The organism is Kitasatospora sp. NBC_01287, assembly GCF_026340565.1.
In the GTDB taxonomy this organism is placed as follows: Bacteria; Actinomycetota; Actinomycetes; order Streptomycetales; family Streptomycetaceae; genus Kitasatospora.
In genome coordinates this window covers 2,024,051-2,050,469 of the sequence record NZ_JAPEPB010000001.1, presented here as the reverse complement: position 1 = coordinate 2,050,469, position 26,419 = coordinate 2,024,051, and the positions used below count along the sequence as shown (strand labels likewise).

27 protein-coding genes are annotated in these 26,419 nt (G+C 74.3%); 11 read left to right on the top strand and 16 right to left on the bottom strand.

The features are described 5' to 3' along the window. Positions 1–25 precede the first annotated feature (25 nt). The 4 genes from OG455_RS08585 to OG455_RS08570 form a co-directional block, all read right to left on the bottom strand. Positions 26–1,210: a winged helix DNA-binding domain-containing protein gene (locus OG455_RS08585; RefSeq protein WP_266291775.1), complete on the bottom strand. Its 1,185-nt coding sequence runs from the start codon at positions 1,208–1,210 to the stop codon at positions 26–28. Further along, positions 1,207–2,403 carry a permease gene (locus tag OG455_RS08580; protein ID WP_266291774.1) on the bottom strand — a complete coding sequence of 399 codons (1,197 nt, stop codon included), beginning with the start codon at positions 2,401–2,403 and terminating at the stop codon, positions 1,207–1,209. Before OG455_RS08580 ends, OG455_RS08585 begins: the two co-directional genes overlap by 4 nt. 143 nt (positions 2,404–2,546) lie before the next feature. Then, positions 2,547–3,413 (bottom strand): class I SAM-dependent methyltransferase, encoded by an 867-nt coding sequence (locus tag OG455_RS08575; protein ID WP_266291772.1) that lies wholly within the window; start codon positions 3,411–3,413, stop codon positions 2,547–2,549. A 190-nt stretch (positions 3,414–3,603) separates the two neighbouring features. Further along, positions 3,604–4,941: a hypothetical protein gene (locus OG455_RS08570; protein ID WP_266291771.1), complete on the bottom strand. Its 1,338-nt coding sequence runs from the start codon at positions 4,939–4,941 to the stop codon at positions 3,604–3,606. Between the two features lie 152 nt (positions 4,942–5,093). On the opposite strand from OG455_RS08570, the gene OG455_RS08565 reads away from it, so the two are divergent. Continuing rightward, positions 5,094–5,555: an ATP-binding protein gene (locus tag OG455_RS08565; RefSeq protein ID WP_266291769.1), complete on the top strand. Its 462-nt coding sequence runs from the start codon at positions 5,094–5,096 to the stop codon at positions 5,553–5,555. 76 nt (positions 5,556–5,631) lie between these two features. Here the strand turns inward: OG455_RS08565 and OG455_RS08560 are convergent, their stop codons facing one another. Both OG455_RS08560 and OG455_RS08550 read right to left on the bottom strand, forming a co-directional pair. Continuing rightward, positions 5,632–6,018, bottom strand: coding sequence for a hypothetical protein (locus tag OG455_RS08560; protein ID WP_266291768.1), 387 nt, complete (start codon positions 6,016–6,018; stop codon positions 5,632–5,634). Positions 6,019–6,299: 281 nt separating this feature from the next. Continuing rightward, complete coding sequence (locus OG455_RS08550; RefSeq protein ID WP_266301090.1) at positions 6,300–6,650, bottom strand: hypothetical protein; 351 nt, start codon at positions 6,648–6,650, stop codon at positions 6,300–6,302. 111 nt (positions 6,651–6,761) lie between these two features. On the opposite strand from OG455_RS08550, the gene OG455_RS08545 reads away from it, so the two are divergent. Continuing rightward, complete coding sequence (locus OG455_RS08545; protein WP_266291766.1) at positions 6,762–7,058, top strand: helix-turn-helix transcriptional regulator; 297 nt, start codon at positions 6,762–6,764, stop codon at positions 7,056–7,058. 15 nt (positions 7,059–7,073) lie between these two features. Here the strand turns inward: OG455_RS08545 and OG455_RS08540 are convergent, their stop codons facing one another. Continuing rightward, a complete protein-coding gene (locus OG455_RS08540) occupies positions 7,074–7,820 on the bottom strand; it encodes an N-acetyltransferase (RefSeq protein ID WP_266291764.1) in 747 nt (248 codons plus the stop codon). 161 nt (positions 7,821–7,981) lie between these two features. On the opposite strand from OG455_RS08540, the gene OG455_RS08535 reads away from it, so the two are divergent. From OG455_RS08535 to OG455_RS08520, 4 genes are read left to right on the top strand one after another with little or no spacing between them, the layout of a single operon-like run. Further along, complete coding sequence (locus OG455_RS08535) at positions 7,982–8,296, top strand: WXG100 family type VII secretion target (protein WP_266291762.1); 315 nt, start codon at positions 7,982–7,984, stop codon at positions 8,294–8,296. A 27-nt stretch (positions 8,297–8,323) separates the two neighbouring features. Beyond that, the gene (locus tag OG455_RS08530; protein ID WP_266291760.1) at positions 8,324–9,865 is read left to right on the top strand and encodes a hypothetical protein; all 1,542 of its coding nucleotides are present in this window, start codon (positions 8,324–8,326) and stop codon (positions 9,863–9,865) included. After that, positions 9,862–10,389: a hypothetical protein gene (locus OG455_RS08525; protein ID WP_266291758.1), complete on the top strand. Its 528-nt coding sequence runs from the start codon at positions 9,862–9,864 to the stop codon at positions 10,387–10,389. Before OG455_RS08530 ends, OG455_RS08525 begins: the two co-directional genes overlap by 4 nt. After that, positions 10,386–10,946: a hypothetical protein gene (locus tag OG455_RS08520; RefSeq protein WP_266291756.1), complete on the top strand. Its 561-nt coding sequence runs from the start codon at positions 10,386–10,388 to the stop codon at positions 10,944–10,946. Before OG455_RS08525 ends, OG455_RS08520 begins: the two co-directional genes overlap by 4 nt. Positions 10,947–10,967: 21 nt before the next feature. Here OG455_RS08520 and OG455_RS08515 read toward each other — a convergent pair whose 3' ends face one another. Then, the gene (locus tag OG455_RS08515) at positions 10,968–12,455 is read right to left on the bottom strand and encodes a carboxyl transferase domain-containing protein (protein WP_266291754.1); all 1,488 of its coding nucleotides are present in this window, start codon (positions 12,453–12,455) and stop codon (positions 10,968–10,970) included. Positions 12,456–12,559: 104 nt separating this feature from the next. Next, positions 12,560–14,056: a methionine--tRNA ligase gene (metG, locus tag OG455_RS08510; protein ID WP_266291752.1), complete on the bottom strand. Its 1,497-nt coding sequence runs from the start codon at positions 14,054–14,056 to the stop codon at positions 12,560–12,562. Between the two features lie 125 nt (positions 14,057–14,181). Between metG and OG455_RS08505 the strand changes: the two genes are divergently transcribed. Next, positions 14,182–14,463, top strand: a complete 282-nt coding sequence (locus OG455_RS08505; RefSeq protein WP_266291750.1) for a hypothetical protein — start codon at positions 14,182–14,184, stop codon at positions 14,461–14,463. Positions 14,464–14,555: 92 nt separating this feature from the next. Here the strand turns inward: OG455_RS08505 and OG455_RS08500 are convergent, their stop codons facing one another. Further along, on the bottom strand, positions 14,556–15,551 hold the full coding sequence (locus OG455_RS08500) for a helix-turn-helix transcriptional regulator (protein ID WP_266291749.1): 996 nt from the start codon (positions 15,549–15,551) through the stop codon (positions 14,556–14,558). Between the two features lie 107 nt (positions 15,552–15,658). On the opposite strand from OG455_RS08500, the gene OG455_RS08495 reads away from it, so the two are divergent. After that, positions 15,659–16,918, top strand: coding sequence for an MFS transporter (locus OG455_RS08495; protein WP_266291748.1), 1,260 nt, complete (start codon positions 15,659–15,661; stop codon positions 16,916–16,918). Here OG455_RS08495 and OG455_RS08490 read toward each other — a convergent pair. Continuing rightward, a complete protein-coding gene (locus OG455_RS08490) occupies positions 16,890–17,864 on the bottom strand; it encodes a pyridoxamine 5'-phosphate oxidase family protein (protein WP_266291747.1) in 975 nt (324 codons plus the stop codon). The genes OG455_RS08495 and OG455_RS08490 overlap by 29 nt on opposite strands. A 35-nt stretch (positions 17,865–17,899) precedes the next feature. Next, positions 17,900–18,370 carry a VOC family protein gene (locus tag OG455_RS08485; RefSeq protein ID WP_266291746.1) on the bottom strand — a complete coding sequence of 157 codons (471 nt, stop codon included), beginning with the start codon at positions 18,368–18,370 and terminating at the stop codon, positions 17,900–17,902. A gap of 146 nt (positions 18,371–18,516) precedes the next feature. Here OG455_RS08485 and OG455_RS08480 point away from each other — a divergent pair, with 146 nt between their 5' ends. From OG455_RS08480 to OG455_RS08470, 3 genes are all read left to right on the top strand, one after another. Further along, on the top strand, positions 18,517–19,119 hold the full coding sequence (locus tag OG455_RS08480; protein WP_266291745.1) for a CGNR zinc finger domain-containing protein: 603 nt from the start codon (positions 18,517–18,519) through the stop codon (positions 19,117–19,119). A gap of 332 nt (positions 19,120–19,451) precedes the next feature. Beyond that, positions 19,452–21,122 carry a chitinase gene (locus OG455_RS08475; protein ID WP_266291743.1) on the top strand — a complete coding sequence of 557 codons (1,671 nt, stop codon included), beginning with the start codon at positions 19,452–19,454 and terminating at the stop codon, positions 21,120–21,122. Between the two features lie 117 nt (positions 21,123–21,239). Beyond that, complete coding sequence (locus OG455_RS08470; protein ID WP_266291741.1) at positions 21,240–21,605, top strand: hypothetical protein; 366 nt, start codon at positions 21,240–21,242, stop codon at positions 21,603–21,605. A 47-nt stretch (positions 21,606–21,652) separates the two neighbouring features. On the opposite strand, the gene OG455_RS08465 is transcribed toward OG455_RS08470, so the two are convergent. The 4 genes from OG455_RS08465 to OG455_RS08450 all read right to left on the bottom strand — a co-directional run bounded on the left by OG455_RS08465 (position 21,653) and on the right by OG455_RS08450 (position 26,403). Then, positions 21,653–22,483, bottom strand: coding sequence for a nucleotidyltransferase domain-containing protein (locus tag OG455_RS08465; RefSeq protein ID WP_266291739.1), 831 nt, complete (start codon positions 22,481–22,483; stop codon positions 21,653–21,655). 105 nt (positions 22,484–22,588) lie between these two features. Beyond that, the gene (locus OG455_RS08460; protein ID WP_266291737.1) at positions 22,589–23,878 is read right to left on the bottom strand and encodes a M48 family metalloprotease; all 1,290 of its coding nucleotides are present in this window, start codon (positions 23,876–23,878) and stop codon (positions 22,589–22,591) included. 48 nt (positions 23,879–23,926) lie between these two features. Then, the gene (locus OG455_RS08455) at positions 23,927–25,120 is read right to left on the bottom strand and encodes a PP2C family protein-serine/threonine phosphatase (RefSeq protein ID WP_266291735.1); all 1,194 of its coding nucleotides are present in this window, start codon (positions 25,118–25,120) and stop codon (positions 23,927–23,929) included. Positions 25,121–25,338: 218 nt separating this feature from the next. Further along, positions 25,339–26,403, bottom strand: coding sequence for an inositol-3-phosphate synthase (locus OG455_RS08450; RefSeq protein WP_266291733.1), 1,065 nt, complete (start codon positions 26,401–26,403; stop codon positions 25,339–25,341). Between the last annotated feature and the right edge of the window lie 16 nt (positions 26,404–26,419).

Below are 26,419 nucleotides of genomic sequence, written 5' to 3'. Positions count from 1 at the left end.
GATGGTGATTGACACTGACGGACCATCAGCTGGCCAACTCCCTTTCCAGCGGGGTGCGGAAGCGCGGGGTGACCCGGACCGCGCCGAGCCAGCCGGCCAGCCGCGCCGCCTCGGCCTCGATCGCCCTCTCGGCCGCCGCCGCCTCGCCGGGGGCGAGGTCGACCAGGCGACGCCAGCGCAGCTCGCCGTCCGGGCGCTGGGCCCAGCCGCCGACCACCCGCCCGTTCCACCAGAGGGTCGGGCCCACGTTGCCGGTCCGGTCGAAGAGTGCGGGCGCCAGCACCGGATCCAGGTACCAGTCGCGCCCGCGCCAGCCCATCGCGGTCGGGTCCAGGGCGGGCAGCAGCGCGGCCCACGGCTCGGCGGCCGGCTCGGGCGCCTCGTCGCCCGGCAGCACGAGGCCGGTGCCCTCGGCGATTCGGACCTCCACCGCCCCCAGATCGGCGAGCGCCTTGCGGGTGTCGCCGAGCGTCCAGCCCGTCCACCACTTCACGTCCTCGACGGTGGCGGGCCCGTAGGCGGCCAGCCAGCGCCGCACCACCTCGGCCTTGGCCTCGCGGACCGGCACCTCGGGCCACTGCGGGACCAGTGCCCAGGGATAGCTGCTGCTCACCCAGGAGCCGCGCGGCCGCCCGCGCCGGACATGTCCGTCCGAGGCCAGCACGCGCAGCAGTCGGCTGCCCACGCTCTGCCGCGCCTCGTAGGGCTTGCCCGGCGACATCAGGATCGTCTCGCGCAACGCCGTTACCTCGGCGCTCAGTTCGGCGGTGGTCGCCTCGGCGCGGGTGGCCAGTGCGGCCAGCACCGCCTGCTCGGTCCGGGTCAACCGGTCCTCGTCCCACCCCTGCGCCCCCTCCCGCAGGTGCTTGACCAGGGTGGCCCGCTCCTTCACCGCGATGGCCCGCGCGCTCGACGAGCTGACGTAGGGGGCGAACTCCTCGGTGACGGCGAAGATGGTGCGCCGCATGGAGAGCAACTTGACCAGCGTCACGTCCTCGTACAGCGCCCGGTCGACGGCGGCCGCGCCGGGCTCGGCCAGCCGGGCGCAGGCCGAGAGGTAGACGGTCGCGGCATCGGTGGCGTGCAGGCCCACCACGGCGTCGGCCACCCGCGCCACCGAATGGGCGCGGTGCGCGGGGGCCAGCAGGTGCCGGCGGGCCAGCCGGGATCGGCGCTCTTCGTCGTCGAGGAAAGGGAGTTGATGGATCATGAGGTGAGCCTAGAGGAGTGCTCGGTGTCCGGTGCGTCGCCCGGTGGTCGGCCCGGTGCGTCGCCCGGTGGGCCGCCCATCATCCGCAGCATCCGCCGCCCGCCGGTCCGCAGGAAGCGCACCACCAGCACCGCCGCCAGCAGCAGGAAGGCGATGTTCAGCCAACTGGTGTAGTCCCAACTGACGCCGGAGTCAGGGACCTTCGCCTGCTCCTGGTCCGGGACGAGCCCCAGGGCGCCGAAGAGCAGCTCCACCGCGTAGCCCGCCGCCACCATCGCCGTGTAGCCGGTCAGCAGCAGGAAACGGGCCATCCGGGCGCCGTAGTACTTCCGGTAGATGTTCAGGATCGGCAGGATCAGCAGGTCCGCGAAGATGAAGGAGACCACCCCGCCGAAGCTGATGCCGCCCTTCCAGAGCACCACCGCCAGCGGCACGTTGCCGATCGAGCAGACGAAGGAGAGCATCGCCACCACCGGCCCGATCAGCGGCCCCCACACCTTGCTCGCCAGCGGGTGCCCGGCGAAGAAGAAGCCGTGCCAGAAGCTGTCCGGCACCCAGGCGGCGATCGCGCCCGCGATCAGCAGCCCGACCGCCAGGTCCCGGATGATCGCCGCCCACTCCATCACGAAGACGTGCGCGGTCGCGGTGAACCCGGCGGGGGAGAGCAGCCGCCTGGCGAACGAACCCTCGCCCGCCACCGACATGTCCATCGCCGCGTGCCCCTCCATCGACCCGGCCAGTCCCCGGTCCGCCTGCTCGCGGGCGCCGCGCAGCAGGGGCTCGCGCAGCAGCCGCCGGAAGAGCAGCGCCAGCACCACGATCATCACCGGCCCCCCGGTGAACTCCGCCGCGGTGAACTGCCACCCCATCAGCAGGGCCAGGATCACACCGAGTTCGACCACCAGGTTGGTCGAGGCGATCTCGAAGGCGATCGCCGCCGTGAAGTCGGCCCCCTTGCGGAACAGCGAGCGGGCCAGCGCCACCGCCGCGTAGGAGCAGGACGAGGAGGCGGCGCCGAGCAGGGCGGCGACGGCGAGGGTGCGCGGCCGGTCGTCGCCCAGCAGCCGGGCGACGGTGGACTTGCGCACCACCGCCTGCACCACCGCGGAGAGCACGAAGCCCAGGATCAGCGCCCAGGTGATCTGCCAGGTCATCGAGCCCGTGATGGACAGGGCGTGCCGGATCGCGTCCATGGCTCCATGGTCCGCCCCTGCCCGGCCGCCGGGCCGCCTTTCGCGCGGCGCGGCGGTGATCCGGTCCGCTGGTGGTGCGGGTGCTGGTGCTGACCAGCTACACGGCGATGGTGGTGCTGTCGCCGCGGGCCCCGCCGTGCCGCCTAGGCGGGCGCCCGGCCGAGCCAGACCGTGGCCTCCCGGCGCAGCCGCAGGTCCGCTACGGCGTCCGCCGCCTCGATCAGTCGGCGCTCGAACTCGGCCTGCCGCTCGGCGGGCAGACTCTCGTAGAAGGCCAGCGAGCCGTGGCTCAGGCTCCACCGCCAGAGCGTCGCGCCGTCCGGCACCGGCAGGTCCACGCTGATGCCGACCGCTCGGACGTCCTCGAACCCGGCCGCCGCGAGCAGCGCCGGCGGGTCGGTCTCGCGGCTCAGCCGACCGCCGCCGGGCCGCAGGTGCTGGGCGAACTCGGCCGACAGCCGGCGCATCGGGTCGCCCTGCTCACCGGCTTGCCGGTCCTCAGCCGCGCCGTCCTCAGCCGCGCCGTCCTCAGCCGAACTGTCCTCAGCCGCACCGTCCGTCACCGCACCGTCCGCTGCCCCGGCGGCCTGCAGCGCGCCGGGCTCGCTGAACGCGTACGTCCCGCCCGGGACCAGCACCCGCCGGGCCTCGCGCACCGCCTGCCGCGGGTCGTCGAGGAGGTGGACCACGAACGCGGCGGTCACCACGTCGAAGCTGCCGTCAGGGAACTCCAGCCGCTGGGCGTCCATCACCCGGGCGTCCACGCCGGGGTGGTCGGCCGCCAGGTGCGCCACCATGGCCGGCGCGCCGTCCACGGCCGCCACCCGGCAGCCGTGCGCCAGGGCCTGACTGGTCACGGCACCGCGCCCGGCGCCGACGTCCAGCACCCGCGCACCGGGCGCGAACGGCACCAGCCGCGCGAACTCGGCGGCGAAGCCGGAGAAGAACGGGAGGACCTCGTCGTAGTCGTCGGCCACCCGGTCGAACAGATTGATCGTATTGCTCGTCACGGGCGCCGAGTGTGGCATGTCCGCAGGTCGGAGGCACCCGAATATCTCCGGACCCGTCTCCGGACCCGTCTCCGGACCCGTCTCCGGGCCGCCGCCCGGACCTCCGGCCGGACCTCCGACGAGCCGGGGGACCCGCCTCCGCTCGCGTCCCCCGTCCGCCCCCCGCTCACGGCGCGCCCGGCACCGCTCGTCACACCGCGGCCTTCTGCGTCGCCACCTCCCGCACCCGCTCCCCGAGCCGCCGCACCGCCCGGCTGCCCGGGTGCGCGCCCACGCTGCGCCGCAGCACGTCGAAGTGCTCGTCGCCGCGCGCGGTGGCCAGCGCGGTGTAGTCGTCCAGGAACTCGCCCCAGGTCACGCAGGCGGCCTCGACATGGCCCAGCTCCCACTGCCGCGCCGCCAGCACCCCGTTCGCGTGCAGCCGCCCCTGGCGCTCGTTGGCCGGACGCACCCGGTTGGACTGCCGCATCGCCTGGATCGAGCCCGGCAGGTCGCCGAGCGCGTACAGCACGCTGCTGACGTGGAAGTGGTAGGCCGACCAGTCGTAGCCGCCGACCGCGTCGTTGCGCCCGTCCGCCTTGGCCAGCGCCGCCTCGGTCTGGCCCAACCGGGCGAAGGCCAGCCGCTGGTCGCGCACCATGGCGGCGCCGTGCGCCTGCTGCCCGCGCAGGAACGCGGTCAGCCGGGGCCCGGCGGACGGCGCGCACTCGGCCGCGGCGTCCGCGTACTCCAGCGAGCGCGGGCCGTAGCCGAGGTTGGCCGCCTGCAGCGACATGCCGCGCAGGGTGCGGCAGTACGTGACATGGTCCTGGCCGTTCTGCGCCAGCGTCAAGGCCTCGGTGAAGTACTGCTGGCCCAGGCCGTGCGCGCGCTCGTACATCGCCATCCAGCCGGTCAGGTAGACCAGGTCGGAGGCGGCGGCGAGCATCGACTTCTTCACCTTCGGCGTGCCGTCGGCCTGCAGCCAGGGCATCACCGTGTTGGCCAGGAAGGCGGCGCTCATCGGGCGCGCGTGGCCGCCGCCCAGCTCGTCCAGGATCCCCGCGATCCGTTCCGTCATCGCCCGGACCGTCTCCACCTCGCTCTCGCCGATCCGCACGGTGCGCCCCGCCCGCACCTCGTGGTTGGCGCTGTCCAGCCGCTGGGCCAGCTCGGTGTAGCCCGGCACCAGCAGCGCGGCCGAGTAGAGCCCGGCGGCCAGCATGCTGCGCCGCGACGGGTCCATGTCGCCGCGGACCAGGTCGGCCAGTTCGGCGCCCGGCGTGCTGCCGGCCGGCGCCGGGCCGAAGCCCGCCTCCTGCGAGGTCACCGGTCGGCCGAGCCGCCGGGCGAAGGCCTCCGCCACCACCGGCCGGACGGCCGGCTTGGGACGGACGCCTTTCAGCCAGTGCGAGATGGCGGAGTGATCGTATGTCAGCTCCAGCCCGGTGTCCCGGCCGGTGCGGTTCACCGCGCGGGCCAGCTGGTCGTTCCCCCAGCGAGCCTCGGCCAGCAGGGCGGCCAGCTGTCTGTTCGGCGTGCGAGTCATAGCTCCCCCTTGCTTGATTCACGTCGTTCACGGCTCCGCCCAGCATGGACCGTTCTCCTGCCGGACGTAACCCGGTTGACTGTTCATCAGCCGCTCGGGGACGGCGGAATGACAGTTCGGCCGCTCCCTGGATCGACGAGGAGATGCCCTACATGGAGCGCGAGTACCGTCCCCTGTCGGATGAATTCCAGGTCACCGCCGCTGACCACGCGGTTCGGCGCGCTCGTGACCGGATCGTTGCCGTGGCCGCGGGTTGGGGGGTGCCGCTGACCCAGGAGGCGCTGGGGGACCTGCGGCTGTGCACCAGCGAGGTGGTCACCAACGCGCTGGAGCACGCCGGTGGGGAGTGCCTGGTCACGGTGCGCTGGACCGGTCGGCAGCTACTGGTGGAAGTCGCCGACCGGTCCAGGCGCGCACCGCTGGTGCTCGCCCCCGGGACGGAGCTGTCCTCCGGGCGCGGCCTGGCGCTGGTCCAGGCGCTGGCGGACAGCTGGACCTGGGAGCGGAACGACCACGGCAAGGTGGTCCGCTTCTCCTTCGCGACCGCCCCGGTCCCCGTCCCGGCCCAGGCCCCCGGGCAGCGGTGCGCGCCGCTGGCGGCGCGCTCGGTCTGAGGCGCGCGGCACAGCCAGGCGGCCGCGCCCGGTCGCACCGTGCCTGGGTCGCACCGTGCCTAAATCGCCCTGTGCCTCAGCCGCGCTCCTCGACCACACCGAGCGAGCCGAAGAAGGCCGCGTCGAGCGGCAGTTCCCAGCTCGCCACCACGACCTGGAACCCGCGCCAGCCGAACCGGGCGGAGCGCAGGCGCGGTTCGGTCCAGCTCTCCAGCGTGACCCGCACCGCGGCGCCGTCCACCGCGAGGGTCAGCTCGCGGACGTCCAGTGGCTCGACCTGGTCCGGGCGGCCCTCCGGCGCCAGCAGCGCGTGGCGCACGGGCACGGACTGGTCCCGCCCGGTGGACTGCCCGAGGACCACGGCGGCCGGCGCCCGCCGATCCCGGCCGGGCCCGGGGGAGCCGAGCAGGTAGGAGTGCAGCGCGGACCGGACGGCAGGCCCCGAGCCACCGCGGATGGTCAAGCCGCGCGCCCCGGGCCAGCCTGGGATCCCGAGCAGGGGAAACGGGGCCGGTGAGAAGTCCGGCCGCCATGCTTCGTCCGACACCGGTGCCTCCGGGGCTGTGTAGTGTCCGCTTCCTGCGTGCTGCGTGCTGCGTGCTGCGTGCTGCGTCCCGCATCCCGCATCCGCATTATGCGCCCGGCCGGCGCGCCGCCCGGCAGTCGGCGCTGCCGCGCCCAGGTGTCCGCGACGGTCTCCAGCACCGGGCGGCACCGCAGGCCGGCGGCGATGGCCTTGCTGAGTCAGTCGCGGAACTGCACGTACTCGATGACGGCGCCCCCGGGGTGGCGGACCGTCAGGTTGCGCCCTGTGGGTACCTCGTTCGGCCCGTCGAGGATCGCGCCGCCCTCCTCCTCGACCAGGGTCAGCACCTCCTCCAGCGAGCTGACGATCGTGGTGGCGTGCGTCTCGCGGTAGGGGGCGAGGGCCGCCTCGGTGCCCGCGATGAGCAGGTAGCCGCCGATCCGGGCGAGTTCGAGGTCGCGGTACGGGAAGCGCAGCGCCGGCTGCTCGCCGGTGAGCCGGACGAAGGTCGGCAGGGCGGTGTCCAGGTGGTCGACGAAGACGCGCGCGTAACTGGCGAGCACGGGCATGCTGGCTCCCTTGATCATTTCGACTTTCCCGAATTGACGAATCGATCCGCATACTAGGGGAACCGGAGGGTGCGGCGGGAGTGGTGACCGGAGGGTGGAGCGGGAGTGGCGATGGCCGAGGACCTGGAGCTGGCCGCGGTGCTGCACGCGCTGGGCGACCCGGTGCGCCTCGAACTGGTCCGCCGGATGGCCGCCGAGGGCGAGTGCACCTGCAGCCCCGAGGGCCTGGTGGTGCCGCGATCGACCCTCTCCAACCACTGGCGCATCCTGCGCGAGGCCGGGCTCACCGACACCCGCCCGCTGGGCAAGGCGCGCGTGATGACGCTGCGCCGGGCGGCCGTCGACACCCGCTTCCCCGGCCTGCTGGCCGCGGTGCTGGCCGACGACCGACCGCACGTCCGGCGCTGATCGCGCCGCGAGCGCTCAGCGCAGGGCGTGCCGGACCCAGACGTTCGGCTCGACGTAGCTCACCACGTCCCGCTCTGGCGCGCAGTGGGCCGGCACCAGGGCGTGCGGCACCAGCACCGGGCCCGCGGTGTCGAACGGGAGGCCGGTCCAGGCGCGCCACTGCGCCGTCGAGCCGGTGACCGTCATCGAGCAGGGCGCGATCGAGTCGATCACCCCGCCGGCCCGGACATGGGTGCGCAGCCAGTCGTCGACCGGCAGGCCGTCCGCCCGGGTGCGCAGCGCGTACTCGCCCATCGGGCTGCCGGGTTCGAGGTGCTTGCCGGTCGGCCGCACCGGTGCGACCAACTCGGCGAAGCCGAGTGCGCGTGCGTTCTCGCGCAGGGCGGCCAGCAGCACGGCGGACAGGCCGCGCCCGAGCCGGTCGGCCCGGATGGTGACGTCGATCGCGCTCACCGTGTCGACCGGGGTGCCGCGCCGCAGCGCCTGGAACGCCCGGACCAGCGCCTCGTCCCAGCCGCCCGCCGGCAGCTCGCCCGTCCCCCGCTGGTGCAGCGCGAACGGGACGCTGTGGCCGCGGGCCACCACGGAGCCGTCCGCGTCGTCGGTCGCCACCACCGTGAACTCGGGGAACACCTCGTCGAGTTGGCCGAAGTACGCCCGCCCGACCAGGTCGTTCAGGATGAACTCGGGCCAGGTGTCGGGGAACCGGAGCGAGGCGGCCAGCTGCGGCCGCTCGGCGAGGGTGGTGATCGTGACGTCCATGCGGCGCAGGTTAGCCGGGGCCACGGGGCCACGGGGCGGCCGCGCAGCCGGGGCAGGCGTCGAGGTGAGTTCGAGTCGGTACGGTGACATCCGCTGACCTGCGTAAGTAGTACTGTCTGCTGAGATCTGGGGTCTGAGGTCTGAGGAACGGGGGATCAGGTGTGAACCAGGGTGGGGAGTTCTCGGTGCGGCCCGCGGACATGCAGTCCGTCGCGCCGACGTTCTCGAAGGAGAGCGGTGACCTCAAGACCGCGTTGGACACGCTCAAGAAGAACCTGGGCAGTGTCGGTGCGCCATGGGGCGACGACAAGCAGGGCAAGCAGTTCAGCGACGCCTACACCCCGCCGCACGACCAGTTGATCACCGCGATCGGCGTGCTGGTCCAGGGGCTGCAGAGCATCAACGACGGGCTGGCCGCCCACGCGGACAACCACACCGGGGCCGACCAGTACGTCAAGAACAACCTTCCGATCTGACCTTGGCCTCACGGGGGTAGCCGAGTCATGGGTGAATCGACGGCGGAGAAGCTGGTCCGCGAGACCACCGGCATGTGGTGGCCGGCGGCCGACTCCGGCGGGCTGCGCAAGGCGGCGGGCGACTGGACCGCCATGGCCACCGCGCTGGACAACGTCGCGGCAGCCGCCAACACGGCCGCCCAAGGCGTGATCAGCAACAACCACGGGGCGGGCATCGACGCCTTCGCCACCTTCTGGGGCCGCTACTACAGCTCGGGCAAGGGCTGGCTGCCCGACACCGCCAACGCCTGCCGCCAGATGGCGAAGGCGCTGAACGCCTTCGCCGACGAGGTGGACAAGGCGGTCCACAAGCTGGAGGAGCAGGCGGCGATCGTCGGCGCCTCGCTGATCGCGGGCACCGCGCTGGCGTTCTTCACCGCGGGTCTCTCCGAGGCCGCCGCGGGCGCCGCCACGGCGGGCATCATCGCGATGGCCGACGGCCTGGGGGTGGCGGTCTCCGAGACCATCGCCTCGATCGCCGCCACCACGCTGACCGGCGCGGTCTTCGGCACGGTGGAGTCCGTGGCGGTGGACGCCGCGGTCGCCCAGCCGATCCGGATCGCCTTCGGCGACGGCGGGTTCAGCGGCACCGAGTTGCTCTCGGCGGCCGAGACCGGTGCCTTCACCGGCGCCGCGGCGGGCGGGTTCGGGGCCGGTGCGCGGGCCCTGTCAACCGCCGCGAACAGCGCCGAGGGAGCCTCCGCCGCGCTGGCCGCCATCGGCCGGTTCTCCGCCGGAGTGGACACGCTGCCCGGGCGGATGCTCACCGGGGCGGCGCTCAGCGCGGGCTCCGACGAGGTGTTCGGCGGCAACGTCAGCCTGCTCGACGTGGCGACCGGCGCCATCGGCGCGGCGGCGGCACCGGGCGGCCGAGGCCGGGTCCGCGACCCCGAGGACGGTGTCGGACCGGTCGGCGAGGGCGACGGGGACGGCGAGGGCGGTTGGGGCGGTGCGGGCTGGGTCGACGAGCCATCGGATTTCGCGGGCAAGGCTTATGAAGCCATTCGCGCGACGCCGAACAAGGACGACCTGCCGAAGATCTCGGCGAATACCGGAGTGGACGAATCGGTGCTCCGCCAGGTCAAGGCCCACCTGTTCCGGTCGCAGCACGAGGTGGCGGTCGGCCCTGGTGAGGTGAGAACCGGCCTCTTCACCCCCCGGGACGACATTGCCCGGCTGTGGCAGGGCGCCACCGACGGCACGCTGACCAAGGCCGACGCCAGTGAGTTCAAGGCACTCATGACCCATGAGTACGTCGAGAGCGAACTCATGAAGGCGGGTCTGCCGTATGTCTCGGACGATCCGGCGGTCTGGGATCCGGAGGACAACAGCAAGCTCTTCCCCAAGGACGTGCGGCAGGCCGGCGCACACGATCTGTCGCCGCATCCGGTGGAAGGCCATTGGCGGGGATGGCGCAGTATGGGCCTCACCCCGCCCGACATTCCCCTGAATGATGACTTGTCGAATCTTGGTATTCTGACGAAATCCGTCAAGCAGGCGCTGCGCCAGGAGGGGCTGGAACTGAAGTGACCGATGATCCGTCGCGCGCCGCGCTGGACCGGGTCCGCGCAGTCGTCTGGAACGACTGGGACGGCGCCTTCGAGCACACCCGGTCGCGGGCCGCGCTGATGCGCGAGTACCTGCGCCGTGCCGCCCTGTGGGCCCGGTGGTGCGGTGCTGAGGAGGCGTGGCCGTTCCTCGACCTCGCCGAGCGCGTCGACCCCGGGACCCGCGCGGCCGAGGACGTCGTCGATGAGCTGGAGGAGTACCTGGCGGAGCAGGTGGGGCGGCATTCGATCAGGGAGACCTGCCGCGGCGCGGTCCAGTGGGCGGCGCTCCGTGCCGGTTCACACGTCGAGTTGCCGGACCTGCCCGACCCGTACGAACCACTGCTGCTCATGTATGAGCGCGGCGGAGGTTTCCACATCGAGGAGTTCATCGACCTCAACGGCGTCATGGTGCGGCTCAAGCGGCTGGAGGACCACCTTTCCCCGGAGCCGGTCGTCGCCCTCGACCGTGCGGCCCTGGACGCGCTCGACACCCCGGCGGGATGACGGCCCCCGGGAGCGGCGAGCGGGCGCGTCTCATGATCGACCGGATCAAGGCGGTCGACTGGAGGGCGCACAACGAGGCCCTGGCCCGGTCGGGTTCGCGGGCGGCCCTGATGCGGGAGTACTTCCGCCGGGCCGCGCTCTGGCTGGAGGTCCACGGCGAGCCGAAGTGGTGGCCGTTCTTCGACCTCGCCGCCGTCGTCGACCCCTCGTTCCGCGCCGACCCGGCGCTGACCGCGGAGATCGAGGAGTACGTCGACGACACGGCGGGTTCCGCCTACGCCACCGACATCTCGGTCGCCGCCGTCCACTGGGCAGCGCTGCTGGACACCGCCGGGCACCAACTGCCCGACCTGCCCGACCCCTTCGAGCCCCTCATCCGGGTCTACGAGCGGGGCGGCGTCTTCCGGCTGGAGAACGGCTTCATCGACTTCGGCTACGCCATGGTCCGCCGCGGCCCGTGGCGCGAGCATCTCGCGCCGACCCCGGTCGTCCAGCTGGACGACCGCGTGCTGGACGAACTCGACGAGGCCGCACGGCAGTCGATGTCGCGCGAGTGACCAGGCGCCGATCGGTCGGTCTCAGCGGGCCAGGTCGCGGAAGCGGGCCAGGCGGGGGCCGGGTGGGGTGAGGGCGGCGGCGTGGGCCAGTTCCTCGCGCACGGCGGCGATGGCGCGCTGGATGAACTCGGCCGGCGCCTGCGGTTCCGGCAGCACGCGGTCGACCACGCCCTCCCTGGCCAGCTCCACCGCCCCGATCCGCTGCTGCTCGGCGAGTTGCGGGGCGCGGTCGGGGGTGCGGTGCAGGATCACCGAGGCGCCCTCGGGCGGCAGCGGGGAGAGCCAGGCGTGTTCGGCCGCGATCGCGCGGTCGGCGGGCAGCAGCGCGAGCGCGGCGCCGCCCGCGCCCTCGCCGAGTAGCAGGCTGACCACGGGGACGGGCAGCGCGCTCAGCTCCGCCACGCAGCGGGCGATCTCGCCGGCCAGCGCGCCCTCCTCGGCCGAGCGGCTGAGCAGCGCGCCGTGGGTGTCGATGACGGTCAGCAGCGGCAGCCGCAGCTCGGCGGCCAGCCGCATGCCGCGCCGGGCGGTGCGCAGCGCGCCGGGGCCGACCGGGCCGTGCGCGGCGGCCGCCGCCCGGTCGTGACCGACCACCACGCAGCGCCGGTCGCCGAAGCGGGCCAGTGCCAGGCGCAGCGCGTCGTCCCGTTCGCCGGCGCCGGTGCCGGAGAGCGGGACCACGGTGTCGGCCCCCGCCAGCAGCTCGGCCAGGCCAGGGCGGTCGGGCCGCCGGGTGCGGGCGACGGACTCCCAGACCGGGACGGCGGCTTTGGTGACGGAGGCGGGCGGCCCCGACGGTTCGGCCGCCGGGGGTCGCGGGCAGGCCAGCAGCTCCAGCGCCGCCGTCAGCCACTGCCGCAGCTCACCGGCCGGCAGCACCGCGTCCACGGTGCCGAACCGCGCCAGGTGCTCGGCCCGCTGCACCCCCTCGGGGAACGGCGCGCCGTACAGCGCCTGGTAGACGCGCGGGCCCAGGAAGCCGACCAGCGCGCCGGGTTCGGCGGTGGTCAGCTGGCCGAGCGAGCCCCAGGAGGCCAGCACGCCGCCGGTGGTCGGGTGCCGCAGGTGCACCAGGTAGGGCAGCCCGGCGGCCTTGTGCGCGGCCACCGCGTTGGCGATCGCGATCATCCGGACGAAGGCCGGCGTCCCCTCCTGCATCCGGGTGCCGCCGGAGGCCGGGAAGGCGATCAGCGGCAGCCGCTCCGCCGTCGCCCGCTCGACCGCGCGCAGCAGGCGGGCGGCCGTGGCGGTGCCGATCGAGCCGGCCAGGAAGGTGAACTCGCTCAGCAGCACCGCGACCCGGTGCCCGCCGATCCGCCCCTCGCCGGTGAGCGCCGCCTCGTCGGCCCCGCTGCGGGCCCGCGCCCGGGCCAGGTCGTCGGCGTAGGAGGGGCCGTCGTCGGGGTAGCGCGGCGGCTCGTCCCAGCTGCGGAACGAGTCGGCGTCGAGCACCTGGCCGGCGAAGACCAGGGCGGCGGGCACGACGGGGGTCGGGGTCGGTTCGTCCACACCGCCAAGTCTCCAGACCTGGGCCACCCCTGGACAACCCCCGACTTGATCACAGCCGCCCCGCCTCCACCGGTCCTCCAGCCGGGTGCCTTTCCCCCCGCAGGTCAGCCCGCCAGCCGGGGGAAGAGCGGCTTCGGCTCCGGCAGCCGCCCGTCGGCCCCGGCGGCGCACTGCGCGGCAACGGCCGCGGCCGCGGCCGGGACGAACGGGACGAGCAGCTCGGCGAGCGTGCGGCAGGCGAGCAGCAGGCTCGCGAGCACGGCGTCGAGCAGCTCGGCGTCCTCGGGGCGGCGGGCCAGCTCCCACGGGCGGTGCTGGTCGACGGCCCGGTTCGCGGCCTCCAGGACCCGCCAGGCGGCGGCGGTCGCCCGCCGGAAGTCGTACGCGTCCAGCGCCGCGGCGACCTCGGCCGGCGCGGTCCGGCAGGCTTCCGAGAGCTCGTCGCCCGCGATTGTGGCCGCCTCGGGCTGCTGCCCGTCGCGGTAGCGATGGACCATGGTGACCACCCGGTTGACCAGGTTGCCCAGGCCCCCGGCCAGGTCCGCGTCGGCCCGGGCCACCAGCCGCTCGACCGTGAAGTCGGCATCGCCGACTCTCGGCACCTCGCGCAGCAGCCACCAGCGCACCGCGTCCGTCCCGTACCTGTCGACCAGCTCGGTGGGGTCCACCACGTTGCCGGTGGATTTGCTGATCTTCCGACCGTCCACGGTCAGGTAGTCGTGGACCAGGACGTCGGTGGGCAGCGGCAGCCCGGCGGAGAGCAGCATGGCCGGCCAGTAGACGGCGTGGAACCGCAGCACCCCCTTGCCGACCAGGTGCACCCGCCGCTCGCTGCCGAGCCACCACTCCTGGAGGGCGCTGTCCTCGGAGCCGTACCCCAGGCTGGTGAGGTAGTTGCCGAGCGCGTCCCACCAGACGTAGACCACCTGGTCCGGGTCGTCCGGGACGGGGATGCCCCAGCCCCGGGCCCGGGTGTGCGAGCGGGAGATCGAGAAGTCGTGCAGGCCGCCCGCGATCAGGGCGAGCACCTCGTTGCGGCGGGCGGCCGGCTCGATCCGCAGCCGGCCCTCGGTGATCGCCGCGCGCAGCGGCTCGGTGTAGCGGGAGAGCCGGAAGAACCAGTTCTCCTCGGCCACCCGCTGCGGCTCGGTGCCGTGCTCGGCGCAGCGGCCTTCGACCAGTTCGCCGGGGGTGTAGAACTGCTCGCAGCCCACGCAGTACAGGCCTTCGTAGTGCTTGCGGTAGAGGTCTCCGGCCGCCGCGCAGCGGCGCCAGAGCGCGGCCACCCCGACCGCGTGGCGCGGGTCGCGGCTGGTGCGGATGAAGTCGTCGAGGCTGATCGCCAGCGGTTCGCGCAGCCGCTCGAAGGCGGCGGCGTTGCCATCGACGAAGCTGCCCACGTCGAGCCCGGCGGCCTCGGCGGCGAGCACGTTCTTCAGCGAGTTGTCGTCCGTCCCGCTGAGCAGCCGGACCCGGCCGCCGCGCTGCCGCTCGTGCCGGGCCAGCACGTCGGCCTGCACCAGCTCCAGCGCGAAGCCGAGGTGGGGGCGGGCGTTGACGTAGGGGATGGTGGTGGTCAGGTAGGTGCGCGGTTCGTTCATCGAACCCTCCGGGTGAGCGGTGGACGGCGGGTTCGGGGCCGGAAAAGCGAAAAGGCCCCGACGCGGTCGCGGGGCCTCGGCTGCCTGGACGTCCGTCAGCGACAACCCCGCGTGCGGGGCATCATGTGGCGGGCGTGCTGGCTGCGGATCATGGCGGGGAGCGTAGCAGGAGGCCGGCGACGCCACCTCCCTTTTTCGAGAAGACCGATTTCCCCATCGCTGCTGACCTGTCGAGTCCGCCCTCGGACAGGCGGGCGAGGTTCGAGAACGGCGGTGGCTTCGCGCTCGACGGCACCGCAATGATCGACGTCGACCTCGGCGCCGGCATGGGCATGGGCAAGGGCAGGCGGGAGGACGGGGCCGCGGCCGCTCCCGTCGAGCTTCCTGCCGGCCTGCTGATCTGGTGACCGCCGCCGTCCGCCGTCCGCCGTCCGCCGTCCGCCGTCGCCGCCCGCAGCGGTAGGCCGCCGTCGGCGGCGGACCGGTGGCCTCAGTGGCCTCAGCGCTCGCCCGCCTGGGCCCCGCCGAGCAGCGCCTCGGCCAGTGGCGTGCGCCGGTAGAGCACGGTGCGGCCGTCGCGCGCCCGGTGCAGCAGGCCCGCGCGGCGCAGGACGGCCAGATGGTCGCCGACCGCACCGGTGGCCAGCCCCAGGCTGCGGGCGAGCTGGCTGGTGCCGGCCGGCTGGTCCAGCGCCGCGAGCAGCCGGGCCCTGGTGGCGCCGATCAGCGCGGCGAGCGCCTCGGGGGCCGGATCCCGCCCGCTCTCCCAGAACGCCGCGATCCCGCGCGCCGGGTAGACGATCGCCTTCGGCCACGGGTCGTCGGTGAAGGAGGCGATCTGCGGGTGGTTGAAGACGGAGGGCACCAGCAGCAGCCCGGCGCCACCCAGCCGCACCACCGTGTCGGCGGACCGGCCCGACAGCTCGATCCCGCCGTCGCGCCAGCGCAGCCACGGGTGCAGCCCCTCCAGCGCGGCCGCCCAGCCGTGCCGCCCGAGCAGGCCGGCCCGGTGCACCACGTCCCGCTCGCAGATCGCCCGCAGCTGCGGCCAGTCGGGGGCGAGCAGCGCGTGCCAGGCCTGGTCGAGGGCCGTGGCGACGCGGTCGACCACGTCCTCGGCGGCGAGCACCGCCCGTGCCTCGGGGCCGGCCTGCGGGTGCGCGGCCAGGCAGCGGGCGATGTCCGTGCGGGCGGTGGCGAGCGGGGTGCGCCGGATCGCCGCCAGGTCGTCGGTCCAGCCCTGGGCCAGGCCGGCGGGCGGCGGCGCGATGAAGTCGGCGCCGAAGGAAGCGTTCTGCAGGGCGAGCACCGCGTCCAGCTCGGTGCTCGCGCGCAGCCGCTCGAAGGCCGGGCGCAGTCCGGCGGCCCAGGCGGCGGGCAGCTCCTGTCCCTTGCCGCCGGCCAGCACCCGCAGCAGGGTGGCGAGTTCGAAGGCGGGGGAGAGGGCGAAGCGGCTGTGGAGCAGGTCGTCGGTGCCGACCTCGAAGCGCAGCATGGGCAGGAGCTTACGTCGGCTCACGTCGGCTCACGTCGACTCACGTTGGCCTACGTCCAGGGGCGTAAGAATGGTGAGGGGCGCCACCGGTCCGGACGCTGGTGCGCATGACCGCGACCGCTGCTCCCACTTCGCCCGGCCCGTCCGCTGCTCCCGCCCCGCCCGCGCGGGCCACCTACCGCGCCGTCCTCGCGCACCCCCGCTTCCGGCTGCTGCTGCTCACCCGCACCCTGGGGGTGGTGGCGGACGGCCTGCGGATCACCACCCTCGCGGTGCTCGTCTACGCCGCCACTGGCTCGCCCCTGCTCGGCGCGCTCGCCTTCGGCATCGGCTTCGCCCCGCAGCTGCTCGGCAGCCTGCTGCTCGGCGCGCTCGCCGACCGGGCCCGGCCGCGTCCGCTGATCATCGCCGGGCACCTGCTGCCCGCCCTCACCGCGGCCGCCCCGGCGCTGGTCCGGCTCCCGACGGCGGTCACCCTGAGCCTGATCGGCGCGGCCTCCTGCCTGACCCCGGTGTTCGGCGGCGCCGGCAGCCGCCTGATCGCGGCCGAACTCACCGGCGACGCCTACGTGCTGGGCCGATCGCTGAGCAACCTCAGCTCCTCCGGCGCCCAGTTGCTGGGCCTGGCCGCCGCGGGCACGGCGCTCGCCGGCTGCGGGCCGCGCGGTGCCCTGCTGCTCAGCGCGGTCGGCTACCTCCTCGCCGCGCTTCTCGTGCGGCTGCGGCTGCCGGATCTCGACCCGCCGATGGCTGCCGAGGACAGCGCGCGGGTGCTGCATGGCAGTTGGACCGGCAACCGGGCGCTGCTGGCCGACCGGGCGGTCCGCCGGCAACTGCTCGCGCAGTGGTTGCCGCTCGCCTTCGCATCGGGGGCCGAAGGCCTGATCGTCGCCTATCTCGGTGAGCGCGGGCTGCCCGTCGCCTGTGCCGGGCTGCTCTTCGGCGCGCTCCCGGTGGGGATGCTGCTCGGTGACCTGGTGGTGGGCCGGCTGCTGCGGCCGGCCGCGCGGGAGCGGCTGGTCGCGCCGCTGGTGGCGCTGCTCGGACTGCCGCTGCTGGGCTTCGCCTGGCGGCCCGGGGTGCCGGGCGCCGCGCTGCTGCTGGCGGTCAGCGGGGCGGGCTTCGCCTACGGGCTCGGCCTGCAGCGGGGGTTCCTGGCGGCGCTGCCGGCGGACCGGCACGGCCAGGCCTTCGGGCTGCTCGCGGCGGGCGTGATGACGGTGCAGGGCGTCGGCCCGCTGCTGTTCGGCGCGCTCGCCCAACTCGGCACGCCCGCCGACGCGATGGCCGGCGCCGGGGCGGCGGTCCTGCTGACCGCCTGCTGGATCCGGCGGTCCGTCAGCGCCCCTCCGGAGCAGGCGGGTTGAACTTCGAGTACTCGGCCCTGGTCCAACGCAGCCCGCTGGCCCGCGCGGTGGCCACCACCTCGGTCACGGTGAATTCCACCACCCGCTGGGCGCCGGGGAGTTCACCGGCGTGCCGCTGATCCCAGTCGGTCCGGGCGCTGCCGGTCAGCTGCAGCGTGTCGCCGCTCGCCCAGTCGATGAAGAGCAGTCCTGCGGCCGGGTGCTCGGCGAGGTTGCCGAGTGTGCAGAACATCGCGTTGCCCTGGTAGTCCGGCCAGCGCAGCCGGTTTGCGTCGAGCAGTTGGACGAAGCCCGGGTTGCCGCCGCGGTGCGAGGCGTCGACGTCGCCCCGCCGGTTGGCGGTGCTGACGAAGAAGGTGTCGGCCCGATGGATCAACCGCTGCTGCTCCGCCGTCAGTTCGCCGGTGCGCAGGGCCGGGCCCGGGGTGCTGTTCGGCTCGACCCACGGCTCCCGGCCCTGGATGTACTTGGGGCAGTTGGAGAAGACCTCGTCGAGCGTCACCCGGATCCCCGAACCGCTCGGCAGCGAGCGGCCGTTCATCCGCATCCGGCGCCGACGGGCCGGCTGGAGCGCGATCAGGCCGACCGCGGCCGGCCCGCCGAGCACGGCGGCCAGCGGATCGCCGGCCGCCGGTCGCGCGGCGACGGTCACCGCGTCGGCGGCTTCGGTGACCGCTTCGGCCGCCGCGGCACCTGGCTCGGTGGCGGCACCCGGCTCGGCGCGCAGGAAGCCCGGCGGACCGGTCAGCTGGCTCGCCCAGAGCCGGCCGGCCCCGTCGGCGGCGCCGACCACCACCATGGGCTGCTCGGTGAGGAACCGCGCGGCGATCGGCGGGATCCGCCGGCTCCGGCTGGGGCCGGAGTAGCCGGGCCGGTCGAACCCGGCCCGCCGGCGGACCGCCAGCTCGCCCGGGACGCCTGCAGCGGTGATGCTGTCCGTGGCCATGATCACTCCTCTGGTCCGAGCTGCTCAGACACGGCCTAGAAGAAACCGCAGGTCGGCGCCGTGCCGTTGGGCGCGTCGCCGTCGTGGCCGTGGGCGCCGTGCGGAGTGAAGACCTCCAGCCGGATTCCGTCCGGGTCGGTGAAGAAGACGCCGCCCGAGTCGGCCCCCTCTCGGTGCGGGACCACGCCCTCGTAGGCGAACTCGGCGCCGACCTCACGCAGCACCTGCTCGATCTCCCGGACCTCCGCCACGCTGCCGACCCGGAAGGAGAGGTGGTGCAGGCCGGGCGCGCCGGTGGCGAAGGCGCCCTCGCTCTGCTGCCAGAGGGTGAGCACGGCCTGCCCCTGCCGGCCGAGGAAGGCGTAGCGCCGGTCCGGCTCGGTGCCCTCCGCGACCAGCTCGAACCCCAGGACGCGCTGGTAGAAGGCGCGGGACCGGTCGAGATCGGTCACGTTCAGGCCGATGTGGCCGGGCTGCAGGGTCGCGTGGGCGGCGAGCTGTGCCATGGAGCACCTCCGTCGTGGCGGGGACGAACCCCGATCTAACCGTTGTTATCGAGTATGTCGGTTAGGTTGGATGAGTGCAACCGCTTGCCGACGGCATGCCGGTTAGAATCGACGCCGGTCCCGGAGTGGAGAGGAGAGGAGAGGCCGTGTCCCAGGAGGCGACGTCCCAGGAAGCGGTGTCCCCTGAAGGGGCGTCCCCGGAAGAGCGGCCGGCCGACCCCCGCCCCCTCCCGGACGAGCCGCTCTCGCTCGACCTGCTGAACACCCGTTGGAACAACGGCGGCAGCCCGCGCGACCTGCTGGACTCGCTCGACGGGCTGGCGCTCTGGCTCGCCCTGCGGGGCTTCGCCGACCGGGTCCCGGCGGACCGGGCCACGCAGGAGGCGCTGCTCGCCACCCGCGCCGTGCTCGGGCGCCTGGTCGACCAGGGTGACGCCTCCGCCGAGGCCCGCGCCGCGCTCAACGAGGTGCTCGCGCACGGCGCGGTGCGCCGCACCCTGGAGGCGGACGGGCCGCACGCGCACGCCGAGACCGACGCGCCGGCCTGGCTGCCGGCCTGGGCCGCCGCCGAGGACTACCTGAGGCTGCTCGACGAGGGGCCCGACCGGATCCGCTCCTGCGCGTCCGACAGCTGCGTGCTGCGCTTCTACGACACCTCGAAGAACGGCACCCGGCGCTGGCACTCGATGGCCAGTTGCGGGAACCGCGCCAAGGCGGCCCGCCACTACGGGCGGACCAGGTCCGGCTGAGGCCGGCCGGCACCAGATGATCTGATGCACCGTCAGAATCCCTGATCAGGAAGGCCCCGACCCCCTCCGGCGCGACCCGGGAACCGCTGAGCGGACGCCAGGTCGCGTCCCGGTCAAGGCTGCCGCCCGACCATTGACACGGACTGGTCCAGACCGCTTCAGTGGTCTAGTCCACATGGGGTGCGCTGCGGGGTCGCTCCCCGTGCTGCCCCGAACCGTCCGACAACCGAGGCAGCAGGAGCATCCCCCACATGCGCAGTCTCAGCAGAGCGGGTCGCCCGGACCCGCACCCCCGCAACCGAGTTCGCCCCCGAGCCCGCCGCCTGGCCGCCATGACCACGGCCTGGGCCGTCGCCGCGGCCGGCGCCGCCGGACTCACCCTCGGCCTGGCCCCCACCGCCTCGGCCGGCGAGTTCCTGGTCAACGGCGGCTTCGAGAGCGGCGCGCTCGCCCCGTGGAGCTGTGACGGGAGCACCGGAAGCGTCGTCACCGGCCACGCGCACAGCGGCAGTTACGCACTCGCCGGCGCGGCCACCGCCGCCGATGACGCGCAGTGCACGCAGACCGTCGCCGTCGCGCCCAGCACCACCTACACGCTCAGCTCCTACGTCAACGGCGCCTACGTCTACCTGGGCGTCAACGGCGGTACCAGCACCTGGACGCCGAGCACCGGCGGCGCCTACCAGCAGCTCTCCGTCAGCTTCACCACCACCGCGAGCCAGACCAGCGCGACCATCTTCCTGCACGGGTGGTACGGGCAGGGGACGTACTACGCGGACGACGTCTCGCTCAGCGGCCCCGGCGGCCCGACCGCGTCACCGTCGTCGAGCCCGTCGTCGAGCCCGTCGTCCAGCCCGAGCGCGAGTCCCTCGTCGAGTCCGTCCTCCAGCCCGTCGTCGAGCCCCAGTACGAGCCCGTCCTCCAGCCCGTCCTCCAGCCCCTCCTCCAGCCCCAGCACGTCCCCCACCCCGCCGGGCGGCGGCGGGCTGCCCACCCACGCGCTGGTCGGCTACCTGCACGCCAGCTTCGCCAACGGCGCCGGCTACCTGAAGATGTCCGACGTCCCCAGCTCCTGGGACATCATCGACCTCGCCTTCGGCGAGCCCACTTCGGTGACCTCCGGCGACATCCAGTTCAACCGCTGCTCCCTGACCGACTGTCCGGGCGAGGAGTCGGACGCCGACTTCAAGGCGGCCATCGCCGCCAAGCAGGCCGCCGGGAAGAAGGTGCTGCTCTCGATCGGCGGTGCCAACGGCGAGGTGCAGCTCACCACCACCGCCGCCCGGGACGAGTTCGTCAGCTCGGTCTCCGCGATCATCGACAAGTGGGGCCTGGACGGCCTGGACGTCGACTTCGAGAACCAGTCGCTCTCCCTCAACACCGGTGACACCGACTTCAAGAACCCGACCACCCCGGTCATCGTCAACACCATCTCCGCGCTGCAGCAGCTCAAAGCGAAGTACGGCTCGAAGTTCGTGCTGACCATGGCGCCGGAGACGTTCTTCGTCCAACTCGGCTACCAGTACTACGGTTCCGGCCCGTACGGCGGCCAGGACCCGCGGGCCGGCGCCTTCCTGCCGGTGATCTACGCGCTGCGAAACGACCTCACCCTGCTGACCGTCCAGGACTACAACTCCGGCTCCATCATGGGCCTGGACAACCAGTACCACTCGATGGGCGGCGCCGACTTCCACATCGCGATGACCGACATGCTGCTGGCCGGCTTCCCGGTGGCCGGGAACACCAACAACATGTTCCCGCCGCTCGCCCCCTCCCAGGTGGCGATCGGCATGCCCGCCAACACCTACGCGGGCAACGGCTACGTCGCCCCGGCCGCGGTGGACCAGGCGCTGGACTGCCTGACCAAGGGCACCAACTGCGGCGGCTACGTGCCGCGCAGCGGCCCGCAGCCCAACCTGCGCGGTCTGATGACCTGGTCGATCAACTGGGACCAGTACAACGGCAACGAGTTCTCCAAGAACTTCCACAGCTACTTCGGCTGACCCCGCGCGCGGTGGCCGGCGGCGCGGGCGCGCCGCCGGCCACCACCGGCATCCCGCCCCGCCCCACCTGCGGGTTAGGATGCGGGGCCGGCCGAAAACCTGGGGGAGTTGCCGCACATGTTTGCTTGGTTCCTGGCGCTGATTCCGGGCGCGATCTTCGGTGGACGCTGGCTCAACGAGAACGTCCGCGGCGCGTTGCGGACCCGGCACGAGCGCAAGCTCGAACTGCACCGGCTCGCCGAGAGCAGCCAGTTGGCGCTGGAGGCGGCGAACCGCCCACCGGAGCCGGTCTGCGGCTGCACGCACCACCTGGCCAAGCACGACCGGCAGGGCCGGTGCCACGAGGAGGTCCAGGCGCCGACCGCCTGGGACGCCGAGCGCAGGCCGGTGCGCTACGAGTCCCGCCCGTGCAACTGCCAGCAGTACATCGGGCCCGAGCCGCTGGGCACCGTCTTCGCCGCGGAGATCGCCGCCTCCCACTGACCTCCGGTCGGGCCGGTCGGTGCTGCTGGACGCGGGAGCGGGTGGGTTCAGGCCTGGGGCCGCGGCGTCTTCACCCCGTGCACCGCCGTGTACTCCGTGGCCAGCCACGGGCCCAGTTCCTCGAACATCAGGTGCAGCAGCGCCGGATCCGTGCTCCCGGACGGGGCGGCGGCCGCCACCGCGCGCATCTGGTCAGCCTGTTGGGGGTAGTAGTGCGCGAACACCTCGGCGGACTCGGCGAGATCACTCGTCCACCCCGGCCAGCGCGGCATCACCAGGGTGAAGCCGGTCCGCACCAGGTGGCGCCCAGCGCCCCGGCTCAGCGCGCGGCGCTCGGCGGCGGGGTCGTCGGCGGTGGTGGCGGCGGCCGCGCGGGCCCGCCAGCGGGGGAGGCGGTCCGCCAGATCGCCGTTGGTCTCCCGGGCGAGCAGGCCGCTGGGCCGGTAGCGGGGGAGCCGCTCGCCCAGGTCGTCGCCGAGCAGCGGCGTGCAGAGGCAGGCGACGAACCAGCCCAGGTCGTACCGCTCCGCCTCGCTGAGCAGTTCCGCCGCGCCGAAGAGCAGGATCCCCGCGCCGTTCAGCTGGGCGAACCGGTGGTCCAGGTCGCGCTGCAGGGCGTCGGCGGTGGCGCGGTCGGCGTCGGTGGGCCGGTGGCGCAGTGCCAGCAGCAGGTCGAGGTCGGAGCGGCCCGCCACGGCGGTGCCGCGCGGGATGCTGCCGTAGAGGTAGGCGCTGTCCAGCGACTCGGGCCCGAACGCCTCCGCGACCGCGACCCGCGCGTGCGCGACCACCTCGGCGAAGGCGCTCGGCACCTTCGCCAGCGCGCCCTCGCGGACGATCAGCCCGTCCTGGTCCAGCCCCGTACCGGCCCGCAGCATCCGTGACCCACCCACCTTCGTGCTCGATTCCCGGGGCAGCCTGCCATGCTCCGGCCGCGCCCCGCACCCGGGTTTCGGCGCGCGGCCGCTCAGCCGGTCGTCCGCTCAGCCGGTCGCCCGGGCCCGTCCGTCGGCGGACGCCGTCCACCGCCGGGCCGCGGCGATCCGGCGCGCGGTGCTCGGGTGGGTCGCGAAGAGCAGCTCCAGTGCCCTGGGCGGGTCGACGTCCGCGACATTGGCCACCGCGAGGCGGCGCTGCATCGCGATGAACTGCTCAGGATCGGCGGTGAGTTCGAGCGCGTGCCGGTCGGCGGCCGCCTCGATCCGGCGGCTCACCGCGGCCTGCGGCGGGCCGGCCAGCGCGCCCAGCACCGCGGCGAGCGCCGCCAGCAGCGGCAGCGAGCGCGGGTCGGCCAGGTCCGGCACCCCGGCCGCCGACCGCAGGGCGGGCAGCGCGGCCAGCAGCCCGAGCACCGCCACGGCCACGGCGGCGCCGAGCGCGCCGAGCGCCGTGCCGCGCGGCACATCGCGATGGACCACGTGCCCGAGCTCGTGCGCCACCACGAGCTCCACCTCCCGCTGCTCGGCGGTGCTGAGCAGGGTGTCGTAGGCGACGATCCGCCGGGTCGCGCCGAAGCCCGAGACGTACGCGTTGAGCGCCGTGGTGCGGCGGGACGCGTCGGCCACCAGCACCTCGCGCACCCGCACCCCGTCGCGCTCGGCCAGGGCCAGCAGGGCGGTGCGCAGCTCGCCGTCCGCGAGCGGGGTGAAGCGGTTGAAGAGCGGCTCGACCAGCAGCGGGAAGAGGAACGAGAACACCACCGTGAGCAGCGCCGCCGCCCCGGCCGCCGGCGCCCACCACCAGCGGGTCGACCAGCCGATGAGCGCGTAGACGCCGAGCGCGAGGGGCAGCGCGAGCACCAGGCCCAGGGCCAGGCCGCGCAGCTGGTCCACCGCCCACCCGGCCCAGCCCTGGGTGACCAGGCCGAACCGCGCGCGCACCACCCGCACCCGGGCCCCGGACGGCAGCCCGACCAGCTGCCCGATCAGCACCAGCGCCAGCGTCCCGCCCAGCACCTGGGCCGCCCAGGAGCCGCCGAACAGGTCGCCCGCCCAGTGCACCAGGTGCGCCCCGGCGGGGGTGAGGCCGAGCAGCAGCGTCACCACCAGGCCCGCCAGCTGCCCGCCGAGCAGCCAGGGCACCTGCGCGCGGCGCAGCGCCCGCCCCCTGGCCAGCTCCTCTGGCGTGAAGTCGGCCCCACCGCGCGCCCCACCGCTCCCGCCCGTGCCCGTGCCGCCCGTGCCCGTGCCGCTCCCGCCCGTGCCCGTGCCTGCGCCTGCCGCACTCGCGCTCGTGCCCGCCGCACCCGCCGCACCCGCGTCGTCCGCCGCCACCCCGCTCACCTTCGCCCGCCTCCCGCGCACCGGATCCGCTCGTACCCGTCACCCTAGGGCGTCGCCGCGGCGGGCCTCCGCGCCCCCGCCGGCCGCGCCGCCGGGATCGGACGGGCGGCCCACCCGCTCGACCGCCACCATGGCCGCGTCGTCGCCCAGATGCCCGCCCGCGTGGGCCAGCAGGTCGTGCTGCAGGTGCTGGAGCAGCGGCCCCGGGGGATCGGCGGTCCAGCCGCGCAGCCGGTCGGCGAGGGGGTAGAAGGCGCGGGTGGTGTCGCGGGCCTCGATCACGCCGTCGGTGTAGATCAGCAGCCGGTCCCCGGGCGCGAACGGGAACTCGTCGGCGTGGTAATCGGCCTCCAGCAGGCCGCCCAGCCCCAGCGGCGGCGCGGGCCGGCGCGCCTCCAGCGCCAGCACCCGACCCTGCCGCAGCAGCATGGGCGGTGGGTGGCCGCAGTTGATCACCTGGATCGTGCTCCCGTCGTCGGGGATGTCCAGCAGCACCGCCGTGATGAACGACTCGCCCGCCTCCCGGTCCGTGCCCGCCTGCGCCCTGCCCGCCTCCCCGTCCTCCCCGGCGTCCGCGCCCGCACCCGCACCCGCACCCGCACCCGCCATCGCGCCCCGGTCCCCCGCCAGGTCCCAGCTGACACTGCCGTCCAGGTGCGCGGCGAGGTCCGGCAGCGAGGCCTGCAGGTGCGCGGCGGCCCGGAAGGCGCCCAGCAGCAGCGAGGCCTCCTCCAGCGAGGCCAGGCCCTTGCCGCGGACGTCGCCGACGATCAGCCGGGTGCCGGTGGCGGTCCGGACCGCCGCGTAGAGGTCGCCGCCGACCTGGGCCTCGGCTTCGGCGGCCAGGTAGACCGAGGCGATCCGCAGGGGGCCGAGCCGGGAGGGCAGCGGGCGCATCAGGACCCGCTGCGCGGCCTCGGCGACCGAGCGGACCCGGGTCAGCTCGCGCGCGTGGCGGTCGCGCAGCGCGGTGAAGCTGACCACGACGGCCGAGACGATGACGAGCCCGGCGATCTGGGTCTCGTGGTTGGCCGTGGTCACCCCGTCGCGCAGGAAGCCGATCACCGTCAGCGCGGCCACCGCGAGCAGGCTGACCAGTGCGGTCAGCCGGGCGCCGGCGAAGGAGGCGGTGATCGCGGGGGCGACCACCAGCAGCGGCCCGAGGTGGATCTCCGGCGGACTCAGGATGTCGACCGTGGTGATCACCACGATCAGCACAAGGGGGAGCAGCACCAGGGCGCGGCCGGATCGCCGGGGCCGGGCAGACGCGTCGGAAAGCCGCCGGGGAGGCACGCTTCCTCTCTACACCCGGCCTGCCCGCCACGCAGCGCGGAGCGGGGTCGCGTCCGGGTGATCCTCGCCGGATCCGCTCGACCGGGCCCCGCCGTCCACGCCCGCCCCGCCCCGCCCCGCCCCCGCCCCGCCCCCGGCCGCGTGCCGCCCCCGCCGCGCTACCCGCGTGCCAGCAGCTCCCGCAGGCCGGCCGCCGCGGCCTCCTCGCCCAGCGGGCGCGGCACCGCCTTCATCAGGTAGTGCGCCACCGGGTCCAGCACCCCCGAAACCCCCTGGTCCATGGCGAACTTGAGGTACCGGACGGCATCCAGTACGTTGCCCGCACCGCTCGGCGAGTCGTCCACGGTCAGCTTCAGGTCCACCTCGACCGGGGTGCCGCCGAAGCCCTCGCCCTCGACCCGGATCACCGCGATCTTGCGGTCGGCCAGGAACGGGATGTAGTCGGCGCCCACGTGCACGTTCGACGGGGGCAGCAGCTCCGCGCCGTCCGGGCCGCGCAGGCCGCTGGACTTGGTCTCCTTCTTGGTCCGCATCCGGTCGGCGTCTCGTAGGTTGACGAAGTCCAGGTTGCCGCCGGCCAGCAGCTGGTAGGTGTTCCGCAGCCGCACGCCGTTGGCCGCCAGCAGTTCCACCAGGGCGCGGTGCACCAGGGTGGCACCGAACTGGCTCTTCAGGTCGTCGCCGAGCAGCGGCAGCCCTGCCGTCTCGAACCGCTCGACCCAGCGCGGCGAGCGCGCGATCACCGAGGGAATGCAGTTGACGAACGCGCACCCCGCCAGCAGCGCCGCCTCGGCGTACAGCTCGGAGGCCAGCTGGCTGCCGGCCGGCACGAAGTTCACCAGGACCTCGGTGCCGGTGGCCCTCAGGTGCTCGGCGATCGACTCGACGGTGGCCGCGCCCCGCGCGGTGATCCGCTGCCCCACCTCGTGGCCCACGCCGTCGCCGAGCGCCCCCTCCAGCACCGGCACGCCCAGCACGGGCACCTCGGCGAACCGGGTCGCGTTGTTGGGCCCGGCCCAGATCGCCTCGGCGAGGTCGAGCCCGATCTTGTCGGCGTCCACGTCGAAGGCGGCGGTGAAGCGCACCTGGGCGACGGAGAAGCCGGCGCAGACCGGGTTGGCCAGACCCGGCGCGTCCGGCTCGGCGGCGTAGTGCGCCACGCCCTGGACCAGCGAGGACGTGCAGTTGCCGACACCGACCAGGCCTACGTTGACGGTTGACAAGCGGGTTGCTCCTTCT